We start from the raw sequence: 14533 nt of genomic DNA on the forward strand, positions 1-14533 counted from the left end.
AGAATTCACACTAGGATCCTCATCGAGCGATCCTGAAATAGATATAAGGACGGGAGAGAAAATTTCAAGCAAGAAAATTAAAAAAATGTGCAAAATTTAAAAAGACTAATAAAAACAAACTCTAATTAAGTTTTAACACTTTGAATTGACGTGTGATTTGTATAGAGGCATTAGCTTCATTGCAACACGGAAATCTATATTCGCTAAATTGCAGCCAATAAAAAAGGAGCCTAGGCTCCTTTTTCAGTCTTAGCATCGAATTAACGAGTGCGTGGACACAATTCTTCAGCGCTGAAGAAGTAAGCAATTTCACGAGCAGCAGATTCAACAGCATCTGAACCGTGAGCCGCGTTTTCGTCAATGCTTTCTGCGAAATCAGCACGGATAGTACCAGGAGCTGCTTGAGCTGGATTAGTTGCACCTAAAATTTCACGGTGAGCTAAAACAGCGTTTTCGCCTTCTAATACTTGGACCATGATTGGACCAGAAGTCATAAATGCAACCAGAGCACCGAAGAAACCGCGCTCGCTATGCTCAGCATAGAAACCTTCAGCTTGTTCTTTGGTCAGGTGTAACATTTTAGCTGCAACGATCTTAAGACCAGCAGTTTCAAAACGATTGTAGATAGCACCGATGTGGTTTTTTGCAACAGCATCTGGCTTGATAATAGAAAATGTGCGTTCGATCGCCATAATAACTAGCTTCCTTTGTCAGCAAGTTTAAAAAATTCGCGCGGATTATACGAAATTTAAAAGCTAAATCCTATCTTTATAGCAAATTAGTCTGAGATATTGCGCACATTCGCTTTATTCGTAATCAGCTTGATCACGCAAAATACCCCGCTAGGAGGATAAATCCTTAGCAGGGTTCATTAACTCATTAAAAAATGGGATTATTTTTTGTTTTTTGCCCAAATACCAGCCCATGCAATTAAAGCGACTAAAATGACTGCGGGAGCAAGATCTAACAAGTGATGGAATAAACCAACACCGCCATGACCTGGATGAGCCCAAGCCATTGAAGGGACAAGCATACATAACAATACAAGCAAAAGTTTCATGTGAACATCCTTGCAGTTGCGATAATAAAGTTAAGCCATATAAATGCCTTAACCAATATACAACAAATTACGATATCCACTGAAAATGAACTTGACTGTGATCAAACTCTCGCCAAATATTCTCTGCGCCACTGCAAATACGTGAGATAAATCACCTTAGTTAATCTTCTGAAGGACAAGATGCCTCACATAAAAAGCCGGACTACAACTGTGCTCACTACTTTTCATCAATCCAACACTGCTGAATTGCTTCCAGTATTTTTTCATTGCAATGCTTAGGATCATCAGCAAAATCATTCAAAGCTAACACCCACTCATACAGTTGGGTGAAATGCAGTTGAGTAGGATTAACCTCTGGGTGTGCTTCGAGTAATTCCAACGCAATATCTAACGAATCTATCCAAGTTAATGTCATCGTTTTCCCCTATTCGGTTCGCTTGAATGGGTAAGCTAGTGCTTAACGCCGTTACCCATAAGGAGGTGAATCAAGTGTTGATATTCCGTAGTCAATACTCGACACCAAGGGTGCTAACCCTGTGCTTGCGTCACCTTTTTTACTTTAATCGCATTTTTTTCAACAAAATCAATAATAGCACCCGCCACATCTTTCGTGGTGGCGCCTTCAATCCCCTCAAGCCCTGGTGAGGAGTTCACTTCCATGATCACTGGACCGTGGTTTGAGCGTAACAAATCAACCCCTGCCACATTCAATCCCATCGTCTTCGCCGCACGAATAGCTACAGAGCGCTCTTCAGGAGTCAGTTTGACTAAACTCGCCGTGCCACCACGGTGCAAATTAGAGCGAAACTCACCGGGCATAGCTTGACGTTTCATGGCGGCAATCACTTTATCGCCGAGCACAAAACAGCGAATGTCTGCGCCGTTGGCTTCTTTGATATATTCCTGCACCATGATGTTGGCTTTAAGGCCCATAAAGGCTTCAATCACACTCTCAGCCGCTTTGCGGGTCTCGGCTAATACCACGCCAATGCCTTGGGTGCCTTCGAGTAATTTAATCACCAGAGGCGCGCCACCCACCATATCAATTAAGTCTGGAATATCACTCGGTTTATTGGCAAAACCGGTAATAGGCAAACCAATACCGCGGCGTGACATCAGCTGCATAGAACGCAATTTGTCCCGTGAGCGGGAAATTCCAACTGAATCATTTAAGGCATAGACGCCCATCATCTCAAATTGGCGCAACACCGCCGAACCATAAAAGGTAATCGACGCCCCAATACGGGGGATCACGGCATCAAATGCAGGTAACTCTCGCCCGCCAATGTGGATACTCGATTGCCGCATGTTGATATTCATATAACATTCAAGGGGATTGATTACGTGTACTTCATGACCACGTAATTGAGCCGCTTCAACGAGTCGCTTCGTTGAATATAACTCTGGCCCTTGCGATAAAATCGCTATTCTCATTTGGTCTCCGGCAACCATTAATTTTGAGCGCATAATACGCCTGCGCAAGGATAAATCAAACAACTAGAGGCATAGACAAGATTAGTTGCACAAATGCTCAACGCCAAAAGCAAAAAACCAGTCACGTGGACTGGTTTTAATCATTATCGAAGCAATATTAATTGCCTTCGCTAACCATGTTAACCGTGTATTTAGGGATCTCAATCACCATGTCAGTGTCGACCACTTTAGCCTGACAAGATAGACGGCTTTCGGGCTCGAGTCCCCATGCTTTGTCTAACATGTCATCTTCTAGCTCATCACTTGGCTCAAGATCATTAAAGCCTTCACGCACGATACAGTGACACGTCGTGCAAGCACAGGACTTTTCACAGGCATGCTCGATATTGATGCCATTACGCAGCGCAACATCGAGAATGGTCTCACCAACATTCGCCTCAAGCACAGCGCCATCAGGGCACAACTCGGCATGGGGAAGAAAGACTAATTGGGGCATTACATCACCTATATGTTGTCGATCGACTGGCCTTTAAATGCCACTCGAATAGAATTGTCCATACGTCTGGCAGCAAAATCTTGGGTTTGCTCATCCAGTTTTTCAATCGCGAGTTTAATCGCATCGGCATCATCGCCCGCGGCAACTTGCGCCACATTGGCCATAGTAGCATCGATCTGAGCACGCTCATCGGCATTCAGCAAATCGCCATCCTTCGCTAACGCTGCATGTAAAGACTCGAGTACCCTCGCCGCCTCCACTTGCTGCTCGGCCAGCATACGACGACCTATATCGTCTTTGGCATACTTCATCGAATCTTTCAGCATAGTGGCAATTTCAGTATCCGATAAACCAAAAGACGGCTTAACTTGAATACTAGACTGCACGCCGGTGGATTTCTCCATCGCGGTCACGCTAAGTAAACCATCGGCATCCACTTGAAAGGTCACACGAATATGCGCAGCACCAGCGGCTAACGGCGGAATACCCTTTAAGGTAAAACGCGCCAGTGAGCGGCAATCAGCGACGAGCTCACGCTCGCCCTGCACCACATGGAATGCCATGGCCGTTTGACCATCTTTAAAGGTGGTAAATTCCTGCGCCCGTGCAACCGGAATCGTGGTATTACGCGATACCACTTTTTCCACTAAGCCGCCCATGGTCTCTATGCCTAATGACAAAGGGATCACATCGAGCAATAACAAATCCGATTCGGGTTTGTTACCCACTAAAATGTCGGCTTGAATGGCCGCGCCAATGGCGACAACACGATCGGGATCGATAGACGTCAGGGGTGGTTTACCGAAGAAAGCTTCGACCTGTTCACGCACTAATGGCACGCGCGTTGAACCGCCAACCATCACAGTTTCAAGCACTTCATCCGTCGTCACGCCCGCATCACGCAGGGTACGGCGACAGCTGGCAATCGTCTTTTTCACCAATGCCGCAATCATGGCATCAAATTCAGCTTTAGTAACGATTTGCGTCAGTTCAGTACCATCGGCAAGGATCACTTTTGCTTCAGTTTCTGCTGCATCCGTTAAGGCTTCTTTGACTCGACGCGATTCAATCAACAACTGACGACTTAATTGTGAGTCGATGTCGCTAAGCTGCCACACTTGTTGCATATGTGCTTGCAGTAAATGATCGAAATCATCGCCGCCAAGCGCTGAATCACCACCAGTGGCTAACACTTCGAATACACCGCGATTCAAGCGCAAAATAGAAATATCGAAAGTACCGCCGCCTAAATCATAGATGGCAATCACGCCCTCTTGCTTAGAATCTAAACCATAGGCAATCGCAGCAGCAGTCGGTTCATTCAACAAACGTAGCACTTTAACACCCAGCAAAGCTGCGGCATCTTTTGTGCCTTGGCGCTGGGCATCATCGAAATACGCAGGCACAGTGATCACCACGCCTTGCAGTTCGCCGCCTAAGGTTTTTTCAGCGCGGGCGATCAGCGGACGTAAAATCTCCGCAGATACTTGCACGGGATTCACTTGGCCTTGGGGAGTCACAAATAAAGGTAAACCGTTTTCGCTTTCGGCAAACTCGTAGGGTAATGATTGCTCGCCAGCTTGAATATCCGCTAGGCTGCGGCCCATAAAACGCTTTACCGAAACGATCGTGTTTTGCGGATCCTGCGCCGAACTCAACGCCGCAAGTGCGCCGACTTCGACTGAATCTTGGGTATAACGCACGATAGAAGGTAATGAATGCTGTCCAAGTTCGTCCGGCAGGGTTGCCGTCTCTCCACTTCGAACGGCCGCCACCAAAGAATTGGTCGTACCTAAATCGATGCCAACGGCAAGTCTATGTTGGTGCGGCGCGGCACTTTGACCGGGCTCAGCTATCTGCAAAAGGGCCATATATATCCAACTTAGTAATGCCAACTCAAGCGTACTTGAGTCAGCAAAGTAACATAAACACGGAAAATCAATCTAACAGAGCGTCTTCGACTCTGGTCAACTCGTCGTGTAATTTTGCCATAAATTTGAGTTTGCGAACTTGATCTGCCGCTAACAATGCATCTTCAGCCTGCTCACTGGTTAACAGTTGAGTCAATTGCTGAGTGAGTTGCGCGCGGTACTGCGCAAAAGATTGATATAGCTCGTCAATACTCGCTTGAGGATCGGCACTATCGCGTATATCTTCTAACGCCTCGCGCCATTCCATTTGCTGCATCAAGAAGCCAGTATCTTTCACTGTCGTGGTTTCATGGCTTAATTCAATACCACGCAGCGATAACATATGCTCGGCGCGGCGAATGGGATCTTTTAAGGTTTGAAAACCATCATTGACTTGCGCCGTGCGCTGCACCGACAGCAATTTTTGCTGATCAGTATCATTGGCAAATTTATCGGGATGAACCGCCCGTTGCAGTTCGCGATAGCGTTCTGCAAGTAAGGCGGTATCAATATCGAAGGCAGGGGAAAATTTAAACAGCTCGAAATAATTCATGCGTCAACTTTAGCGGTTAAACAGTGAAACTCTCACCACAACCACACTCACCTTTTGCGTTAGGATTATTAAATTGGAAGCCTTCATTCAGCCCTTCTTTAACAAAATCCAGCTCGATCCCTTGAAGATAGATAAGGCTCTTGGCATCTATGATGATTTTCACATCTTCGATATCAAACACTTCATCATCATCATTTAAAGAATCAACGAACTCAAGTACATAAGCCATACCAGAACAGCCTGATGTTCTTAAGCCGAGACGCAGGCCTACACCTTTGCCTCGGTTGACTAAGAAAGATCTGACACGATCGGCTGCCGCTGGGGTCATTGTAATCGCCATCTTAACTCCAGATGTTACTTAGCTTGTTTCGATTTGTACTCGTCGATAGCAGCTTTAATGGCATCTTCAGCCAAAATTGAACAGTGGATCTTCACTGGTGGCAATGCCAATTCTTCAGCGATATCCGTGTTTTTGATCGCCGCAGCTTGTTCGATAGTCTTGCCTTTAACCCACTCAGTTACCAGTGAGCTAGACGCAATCGCGCTACCACAACCGTAGGTTTTGAACTTAGCGTCTTGAATGATGCCATCAGCACCAATTTTCAACTGAAGTTTCATCACGTCACCGCAAGCAGGTGCGCCTACCATACCGGTCACGACCGAAGGATCGTTTTTATCAAAAGAACCAACGTTACGTGGATTCTCATAATGATCTATCACTTTTTCACTGTAAGCCATGGTACTGCTCCAAAATTATCTATTGTAAAGGTCAGAATTAATGATGTGCCCACTGAACTTGGTTCAGGTCGATCCCATCTTTAAACATTTCCCACAAAGGAGACATTTCTCTTAATTTATCAATAGATTGAGTAATAACTTCGATAGCGTGATCGATTTCTTCTTCGGTTGTGAAACGGCCGATTGAGAAACGAATCGAGCTATGTGCCATTTCATCGTTTAAGCCAAGCGCACGTAATACGTAGCTAGGCTCTAGGCTGGCTGAGGTACAAGCCGAACCCGATGAAACCGCTAAATCTTTCAGTGCCATCATTAACGACTCGCCTTCAACATAGTTGAAGCTGACGTTGAGGCTACCGCTAACACGGTCAATCGCATCACCATTGATATAGGTTTCTTCAATGTGCTTGATGCCATTCCATAATTTGTCACGTAATGCACCGATACGAGCGTCATCAGAGGCCATTTCCGCTTTTGCGATTGCAGCAGCTTCACCTAAACCTACGATTTGATGCGTTGGTAACGTACCGCTACGCATACCACGCTCATGACCACCACCGTGCATTTGCGCTTCTAGGCGAATGCGTGGCTTACGACGAACATATAGTGCGCCGATACCTTTAGGGCCATACATTTTGTGGCCAGAAATCGAGATCAAATCCACTTTAGTGGCTTGCACATCGATAGGTACTTTGCCTGCACTTTGCGCCGCATCCATGTGGAAAATGATGCCTTTTGAACGGCATAGTTCACCGATTGCATCGATATCGTGGATAACACCGATTTCGTTGTTCACGTGCATGATGCTGACAAGGATAGTGTCGTCACGCATTGCCGCTTCTAAACGTTCCATCGGAATGATGCCGTTTGCAGCAGGCTCTAAATAAGTCACTTCGAAACCTTCACGCTCTAATTGGCGACAAGTATCGAGAACCGCTTTATGTTCAGTCTTACTGGTGATGATGTGCTTGCCTTTCTTGTGATAGAAATGAGCAACACCTTTTATCGCTAAGTTGTTCGATTCCGTCGCGCCAGAGGTAAACACAATTTCGCGGTGATCGGCGTTAATTAACTCGGCAACTTGGTTGCGAGCAATATCCACCGCTTCTTCGGCTTGCCAGCCGTAGCGGTGTGAACGTGAGGCCGGATTACCAAAGATGCCGTCCATTGTCATGCATTGGAACATCTTTTCCGCGACTCTAGGATCAACAGGCGTGGTGGCGGCATAATCTAAATAGATAGGAAGCTTCATAACACACTCCGTACTGAGCAGTCTCTGGTAGAGGCTACATACAACGTACAAAAATTATTTTTATATATAACAAAGTGCCGCTATAAACTGACTCTTTGTTCCTTTTGCATAGTGTCTTGCTTAAGTGAGATAAATTGCACATCTCGCTTCTGCATCAAGCCGGCAAGACTGATACCATCTAAAAAATCGGAAATTTGTTTGCTTAAATCGCCCCAAAGTGAATGGGTTAAGCAGCGAGTTCCACTCTGACAGTTGCCAAGTCCTTGGCAACGAGTCGCATCGACAGACTCGTCTACAGCATGGACAACCATGCCGACTGAAATATCATTGGCTTCTAGGCCTAAGCGATAACCACCGCCCGGTCCACGTACACTGGCAACTAAACCGTGTTTTCTTAGCTTAGCGAAGAGTTGTTCCAGATAGGAAAGCGAAATCCCTTGTCTTTCAGAGATATCCGCTAAGGGAACTGGTCCCGATGCTGAGTGGATTGCCACATCTAGCATAGCGGTTACTGCATAACGACCTTTTGATGTAAGTTTCATAACTACCATAGCTCCCGAACAGGTATGCATTATTTCAACATACCCGAGTAATTCAGTCAAGTATTAAAACCTACTAAAACACTCAAGTATATGAGTGTGCACATAACCAATACCCTTTCATCTTGGTGGGGTATTTAACCTTTTTCTAGCCTAAGATTCAATGCTAAAGCGCTAATTAATCGACATCTAGCACGATATAAACGCAGGATAAAAGTGATCTTGGTACTATGGCGCGATCAAACTCAGGTTTGATCGCAATATGCGCCTTTACAACAGGATAAGCTAAAGTAAAACACTAAATGAGACCCTTGTAAGGGTCAGCCCTTAAGCAAGTTAGACCGCTAAGTTGAACCATTTCTTGAAACTTAGATGCTCGGATCAAACTCATCTAATGCACTATGGCGTTTTTCCGCTGCCGCTTTTTCTGCATCATTAAACTCGCCCATATCAAGCTCTGGCAGTTTTTCAGTACAGACATTGCCACCCAGCCCTTGAATGGCTTGACACAACTCTTGAACTTTCGAGTCCATCAAATGCATGTGATCGAGCATCTGCCCTATTGCATTGGCCACCGGATCGGGATTATCCGGTGATACCGCGTACGCATCGAAGCCATATTTTTTTGCCATCGCGCTGCGGCGTTCAGTTTTCTCTTTCGATTGCGGTGACGGTGTAGCCACCACGCGCCCAGGAATCCCCACAACCGTGGTATCTTTGGGCACATCTTTCACCACAACAGAATTCGAACCCACACGCGCACCATCGTGCATGGTAATAGGACCGAGGATTTTTGCCCCTGCGCCCACCACCACGTTATTGGCTAACGTCGGGTGACGTTTCCCCGCCTGCCAGGTGGTTCCACCAAGCGTGACACCGTGATAAAGGGTGCAATCATCACCAATCTCAGCCGTTTCACCTATCACAACGCCCATACCGTGGTCGATAAAAAATCGATGACCTATGGTTGCCCCAGGATGGATTTCAACTCCTGTCAACCAACGGGAAAACGTCGATAAACAACGTGCCGTTAAGCGCCAATCGCGCTTCCATAGCTTATGGCTTATCCGATGCAACCAAATGGCATGCATGCCTGGATAGTTAACCAAGATCTCAAACGCGCTACGCGCCGCAGGATCACGGTGATATATAGATTCAATATCTTCTTTTAGCCTAGCTATCACGCCCATTGTTTATCCTTCGCGATTAGTGTTAATTATTAAGGTTTGGCTATTTTTCTTTAGAACCCGCCACTTTCTCAATTGACGTCAAAATACCCCTGAGGATATTCATTTCCTGACTCTCAATCCGTGCACGACTAAACAAGCGGCGAAGTTTCATCATCACTTGTCCAGGATGGTTCTTGATGATAAATCCAGTGGATAACAGTGTTGTTTCAAGGTGTGCGAAAAAACGTTCCTGATCGGCAGCCAAGGGATACTCAGTCAGCTCTTCTTCGGCAACGTCTTTTTGCGCAAGATGGGCAACGCGGGTTTCATAACAAATGATTTGTACGGCTTGCGCCAGATTAAGCGAGCTATACTCTGGATTTGCAGGGATAGCCACATGATAAGTGCACTGTTGCAGCTCTTCATTGCTTAAACCATGGTTTTCACGGCCAAACACAATCGCAACAGGGCCTTTAAGTGCCTCGGTCGCTAATTTCACCCCAGCTTGTCTTGGCTCTAACATGGGCCAATCTAAGGTGCGACTGCGCGCGCTGGTTGCAATCACTAGACTGCAATCGGCAATCGCTTCAGCAAGTGAATCCACTTTCACAAGATGTTTCAGAATATCCGATGCACCCGCGGCTAATGCTATGGAATGACCGTCGGGCTCAACCCGGGGTTCTGCAAGATACAGAGTAGACAGACCCATAGTCTTCATCGCTCTGGCAGTAGAACCAATATTGCCGGGGTGCGAAGTCCCCACTAAAACCACTCGAATATTACTTAGCATGAAACAACTTAATTTAATTCATAAAACGTTGGGGACGAATATTATCACAGCCATTGCCGAATGCTTATATGAAAATCGGTATTTGATATAACTATCAAATCGAGTATAATACCGCCCGCTATTTTAACGTTCTTTAACATCCAGGGGATTGCAATGCATCCGATGCTGACGATTGCTGTACGCGCTGCCCGCGCGGCCGGCCAAACTATTATGCGCGCCTATACTGAACTTGACCGTATCGAAGTCAGTTCAAAAGGTATCAACGATTTTGTTACCAGTGTAGACAAGGAAGCAGAAGCGACAATTACTTACCAAATTCGTAAATCTTACCCTGATCACACTATCGTGGGTGAAGAGAAAGGCGAAAACCGCGGTGAGAATAAAGACTATGTTTGGATAGTCGACCCTCTGGATGGCACTAACAACTTTGTTAGAGGCATTCCCCACTTCGCGGTTTCTATCGCTCTGCAATACAAAGGCAAGACTGAAGTTGCCGTTGTTTACGATCCTGTCCGTGAAGAACTCTTTACCGCTGTACGTGGTAAAGGCGCCAAACTCAATGATTTCCGTCTGCGTGTTACCAACGTGAATGAATTAGCGCCTACCATGATTGGTACAGGCTTCCCATTCAAGGCGCGTCAACACACTGAAACTTACATGGCTATTTTCGGCGAAGTCTTCGGCCAATGTGCTGACTTACGTCGCGCAGGTTCTGCCGCATTAGATTTAGCCTATGTTGCCGCGGGTCGTTTGGACGGTTTCTTTGAAATCGGCTTAAAGCCATGGGACATCGCTGCTGGCGATCTGATTTGCCGCGAAGCAGGCGGTACAGTGACTGATTTTACTGGCAACCATAACTATTTGGTTTCGGGTAACATAGTTGCTGGCTCACCTAAGGTGACCACAGAATTAGTTAAGATCATGCGTCCATTATTGAACGAAGGCTTAAAGCGTTAATCAAGATTAACACTTAGCTTTAAATAAACGCATAAAACAGATACAAAAAAGGCCAGTGGTAATCTCTTTAAGAGCGCCCACTGGCCTTTTTGTTTATGTGGTTTTCATTCTAAAGCCTTAAGTACTCGAGTCATCAAGTCCTCAGTCGCCACAATATCGTATTTAGAAATAGTATAGAAATAAAGCAATAGTCATTGGGAAGAAAGGAGTGTCCTGAAAACATCTGCACTGATTTCAGCCCACATCGGCTAACATGACGAACAGCCACTTATCCAGTTATCTACCCGCTAACGCTTGTGCTGGTGCAATTTGGCTCGCCTTCCAAGCGGGATACAAAGTCGCGATTAAACTCATCACAAACGCCATCACAATCACCAGTACCGCATCCGAAACATGCAATTCAGACGGTAAAAAATCGACAAAGTAAACATCGGCCGAGAGCAGTTGAATACCGAGTAATTGCTCAACTGAGCTCGCAAGCACACTTAAATTCAGCGCCACACTAATGCCGATAATGCCGCCAAGGCCACAGCCAAGCAGACCATTTAACGCGCCCTGCACCATGAAAATCCCCATCACAGCCAAACGACTCAGGCCCATGGTCATCAAAATCGCAATTTCGGACGCTTTATCCCGCACCGCCATGACTAAGGTGGAGACAATGTTAAAGCAGGCCACACCAATCACCAACACTAAAACTAAATACATCACAGTGCGAACTAACTGAATATCTTGATATAAATGCCCTTGGGTACGGGTCCAGTCACTGATATACACAGACTGCTTTTGCGCATAACCGAGTTCGCGCACTTTTACTGGTGCATCAAACACTTTATCGACACTAATACGCACACCCGTTACACCGTTATTCATGTTCAAGATCTGCGCCGCGTATTGCAATGGAATATAAGCGGTTGTCAGTTCAAGCTCGCCGCCCAGATGATAGGTGCCTGACACCACAAAACGATGGCTCTTCGCCGCACGTAAACTGCCTGCCGCGTCGGGATCGATATCCTGCACATATAAGGCCAGCGTATCACCCACCACAAGCCCCAACTTAGTCAATAAACTCTCGCCAAGGACGATATGATTCTCATCTTGGCTCAGACTCTGCCAGCTTGCATCACTCATAAACTGTGACAAAGTTGAAACCTTCGTTTCTTCTTTCGGATCAATACCCACCACGGCTAAGCCTTGAAAACCACCAGGCTTCTGCACTAAACCTTGCATGCGAATAAAGGGGGCAGCACCACGAATACCTTCAATTTGTAGCGCACCTTGCGCAACACTCTGCCAATTGACGATAGGTTCGTCCACCCCGACAATGTCCGCCTGCGGCACTACACCCAGTAATCTTTGCTCTAGCTCGCGCTCAAAACCATTCATTGCAGACAGAACTATGATCAATACCGCCACACCTAAAGCGATACCGGCAGTCGATGCAAAGGAAATAAAACTAATAAAACTGTTGGATTGGCGGGCGCGATAAAAACGCCAACCAATGGATAGGGCTAACGGTCCTTTCATACTTGGGTTTCCGCCGCTAATTGCAAGTAACCGTTTTTCATCATCAGTTGGCGGTCCATACGGGCAGCCAATTTATGATCATGGGTCACCACCACAAACGCCGTACCTAACTGATCGGCCAGCTCTCGGATCAACTCATAAACCGCATCGCCACTGTTAGCATCTAAATTACCCGTAGGTTCATCGGCCAGCACTAACTTAGGTTTATTAATCAACGCCCTTGCGATAGCGACACGCTGACGCTCGCCGCCCGATAGTTCAGCAGGAATGTGGGTCATACGATGGCCTAGCCCTACCCGCTCCAATAAGACTTTGGCATCGGCGAGCGCTTGTTTACGGTCTTTACCTTGAATAAATGCCGGCATAGCGACGTTTTCTAGCGCAGTGAATTCAGGCAATAAATGATGGAATTGATAGATAAAGCCGAGATCTTGATTGCGGATCTGCGCTTGACGCGCACTAGACACTTGGTATAAATCTTCGCCTAGCAACAAGACTTTGCCCGCGGTTGGCTCATCCAAAGTTCCCATAATATGCAGCAGTGTGCTCTTACCTGAGCCTGAGCTGCCGACAATCGCCAACTGCTCGCCCTTAAACACCTGCAAATCGACATTAGACAACACTTGCGTGGTCACGGCGCCATCATGGTAACTCTTACTGACACTCTGCACTTGCAGTAACACGTCTTGCATTGAAGTTCTCTCTTAAACATGCTTTGGCACCGATTTATTTCATTAAATCAATGCATTAAATTATTTTCATCTTGGCAAGCATCACTCACGGATGAATGCCCATGGGTGACGACTATTCGTAAAAGCTCACGGGGTTACTCGTATCTCAACGCAGTTGCAGGTTGCACACTGGCCGCACGCAGCGCGGGATATAAGGTCGCCAACAAGGTGACCAATAGTGTGCCTATCACGATCACTGACAACTGCATCAACTCCAGTTTTACTGGCAAACTCTGTCCTGCACCTAAAATCGAAATGCCTAATATCGTCATAATGCCATTCAGATTCAAAGTGATAAGTATACCTACCGCGAGCCCAAGCACTAAACCAAGTACAGCATTGAGCGAACCCTGCACCACAAAAATGCCCATCACGGCGGGCGTGGTTACGCCTTGGGTTTTTAGCACTGCCACATCCGTGGTTTTATCGACCACCATCATCACTAGCGCCGAAACAATATTGAATGCGGCCACGGCCACAATCAGGCTCAGCATCAGTGACATCATGTTCTTTTCCATTTTTACCGCACCAAACAAGTGACCATAGGTATCACGCCAATCGCTAGTTGTTACCTTAATATCTTGTTTAGCGAGAACATCCTGCACTTTAGACGCTAAAGCGGGCGCACTAAAGGGATCGGTTAAATAAAGTCTAAGCTGATCAATAGCCTCACTCGGTTGACGCATTAGACGCTTTGCATCTTGATAATGAATATATGCAACGCCAGCATCAACCTGAGAGCCCATTTCAAAAATGCCAGATACCAAGAACTTACGTTGACTCGGCACAGGGCCTAATGGGGAGTACACCACACCATCGCCACTCAATAATCGTACCGTATCACCGGGAGCGACTTTGAGTTGCCGTGCGAGCTCAGATCCTAAAATCACCTTGAAGTCGCCACTCGCCAACTGTTCAAATGCACCTGAGTAAGTGTGCTGCGCAACGGAGGATAACTTTTGCGCTAATTCGGGAAACACCCCATAAACCTGCACAGCGCGAATATTCGACGCTGATTGCACCATGGCCTGCGTCGATACGCTCGGTGTAACGCCTAACACACCCGGTAAGGCTTTAAGCGCACTCGCCTGCTTTGTCCAATCGACTAATGGCGCTTCGCTATAAAGGGTTAATTGTGGCACTGCACCTAAGATACGTTGCTTAAGTTGGCCTTCAAGGCCATTCATCACTGAGCTGACAACGATCAAGGCTGCAACGCCTAAAAAAATGCCCGAAACGGCAAATAAGGTAATGAACGACGCGAACGCGTTCGCTTTTTTGGCCCGCCAATAACGGTAACCAATATAGAAAGGGAATCCTGGATTCATTGAAAGAGGGTTGCGTCCTGTGTGCTGAACTTGCTAAATCATGAAGATG

General features: G+C 46.4%; 17 protein-coding genes. 1 reads left to right on the forward strand and 16 read right to left on the reverse strand.

The genetic code is table 11. The annotated features are described in order from the left end of the window. Positions 1-260: 260 nt before the first annotated feature. From ndk to trmJ, 13 genes are all read right to left on the reverse strand, one after another. Positions 261-692: a nucleoside-diphosphate kinase gene (gene ndk, locus L5M40_RS01710; RefSeq protein ID WP_011789197.1), complete on the reverse strand. Its 432-nt coding sequence runs from the start codon at positions 690-692 to the stop codon at positions 261-263. A gap of 200 nt (positions 693-892) precedes the next feature. Continuing rightward, a complete protein-coding gene (locus L5M40_RS01715; protein ID WP_081729028.1) occupies positions 893-1060 on the reverse strand; it encodes a hypothetical protein in 168 nt (55 codons plus the stop codon). Positions 1061-1277: 217 nt separating this feature from the next. Beyond that, positions 1278-1475: a Fe-S cluster assembly protein IscX gene (gene iscX / locus L5M40_RS01720; protein ID WP_028759821.1), complete on the reverse strand. Its 198-nt coding sequence runs from the start codon at positions 1473-1475 to the stop codon at positions 1278-1280. Between the two features lie 113 nt (positions 1476-1588). Continuing rightward, entirely contained in the window at positions 1589-2494 is a 906-nt protein-coding gene (gene rimK / locus L5M40_RS01725; protein ID WP_006081851.1) for a 30S ribosomal protein S6--L-glutamate ligase, read from the reverse strand. A 157-nt stretch (positions 2495-2651) separates the two neighbouring features. Next, on the reverse strand, positions 2652-2990 hold the full coding sequence (fdx, locus tag L5M40_RS01730) for an ISC system 2Fe-2S type ferredoxin (RefSeq protein ID WP_006081852.1): 339 nt from the start codon (positions 2988-2990) through the stop codon (positions 2652-2654). 8 nt (positions 2991-2998) lie between these two features. Continuing rightward, positions 2999-4861: a Fe-S protein assembly chaperone HscA gene (gene hscA, locus L5M40_RS01735; protein WP_198572276.1), complete on the reverse strand. Its 1863-nt coding sequence runs from the start codon at positions 4859-4861 to the stop codon at positions 2999-3001. Between the two features lie 67 nt (positions 4862-4928). Further along, a complete protein-coding gene (hscB, locus tag L5M40_RS01740; RefSeq protein WP_113940596.1) occupies positions 4929-5453 on the reverse strand; it encodes a co-chaperone HscB in 525 nt (174 codons plus the stop codon). A 16-nt stretch (positions 5454-5469) separates the two neighbouring features. Continuing rightward, on the reverse strand, positions 5470-5793 hold the full coding sequence (gene iscA, locus L5M40_RS01745; RefSeq protein ID WP_006081855.1) for an iron-sulfur cluster assembly protein IscA: 324 nt from the start codon (positions 5791-5793) through the stop codon (positions 5470-5472). 14 nt (positions 5794-5807) lie between these two features. Then, positions 5808-6191 (reverse strand): Fe-S cluster assembly scaffold IscU, encoded by a 384-nt coding sequence (iscU, locus tag L5M40_RS01750; protein ID WP_006081856.1) that lies wholly within the window; start codon positions 6189-6191, stop codon positions 5808-5810. A gap of 37 nt (positions 6192-6228) precedes the next feature. After that, positions 6229-7443: an IscS subfamily cysteine desulfurase gene (locus tag L5M40_RS01755; protein ID WP_028759818.1), complete on the reverse strand. Its 1215-nt coding sequence runs from the start codon at positions 7441-7443 to the stop codon at positions 6229-6231. An 80-nt stretch (positions 7444-7523) separates the two neighbouring features. Then, positions 7524-7985: a Fe-S cluster assembly transcriptional regulator IscR gene (iscR, locus tag L5M40_RS01760; RefSeq protein ID WP_006081858.1), complete on the reverse strand. Its 462-nt coding sequence runs from the start codon at positions 7983-7985 to the stop codon at positions 7524-7526. A 365-nt stretch (positions 7986-8350) separates the two neighbouring features. Then, entirely contained in the window at positions 8351-9172 is an 822-nt protein-coding gene (cysE, locus tag L5M40_RS01765; RefSeq protein WP_028759817.1) for a serine O-acetyltransferase, read from the reverse strand. Between the two features lie 40 nt (positions 9173-9212). Then, positions 9213-9941: a tRNA (cytosine(32)/uridine(32)-2'-O)-methyltransferase TrmJ gene (gene trmJ, locus L5M40_RS01770; RefSeq protein ID WP_028759816.1), complete on the reverse strand. Its 729-nt coding sequence runs from the start codon at positions 9939-9941 to the stop codon at positions 9213-9215. A gap of 153 nt (positions 9942-10094) precedes the next feature. Here trmJ and suhB point away from each other — a divergent pair, with 153 nt between their 5' ends. Continuing rightward, positions 10095-10898: an inositol-1-monophosphatase gene (suhB, locus tag L5M40_RS01775; protein ID WP_028759815.1), complete on the forward strand. Its 804-nt coding sequence runs from the start codon at positions 10095-10097 to the stop codon at positions 10896-10898. A 276-nt stretch (positions 10899-11174) separates the two neighbouring features. On the opposite strand, the gene lolE is transcribed toward suhB, so the two are convergent. The 3 genes from lolE to L5M40_RS01790 form a co-directional block, all read right to left on the reverse strand. Further along, a complete protein-coding gene (gene lolE / locus L5M40_RS01780; RefSeq protein ID WP_263236179.1) occupies positions 11175-12425 on the reverse strand; it encodes a lipoprotein-releasing ABC transporter permease subunit LolE in 1251 nt (416 codons plus the stop codon). Beyond that, entirely contained in the window at positions 12422-13117 is a 696-nt protein-coding gene (gene lolD, locus L5M40_RS01785; protein WP_028759813.1) for a lipoprotein-releasing ABC transporter ATP-binding protein LolD, read from the reverse strand. Before lolD ends, lolE begins: the two co-directional genes overlap by 4 nt. Before the next feature lie 134 nt (positions 13118-13251). After that, the gene (locus tag L5M40_RS01790; RefSeq protein WP_263256192.1) at positions 13252-14484 is read right to left on the reverse strand and encodes a lipoprotein-releasing ABC transporter permease subunit; all 1233 of its coding nucleotides are present in this window, start codon (positions 14482-14484) and stop codon (positions 13252-13254) included. Positions 14485-14533: the final 49 nt, after the last annotated feature.

The sequence above is a fragment of the Shewanella sp. SM68 genome, from assembly GCF_025653925.1.
Classification (GTDB): Bacteria; Pseudomonadota; Gammaproteobacteria; order Enterobacterales; family Shewanellaceae; genus Shewanella; species Shewanella oncorhynchi.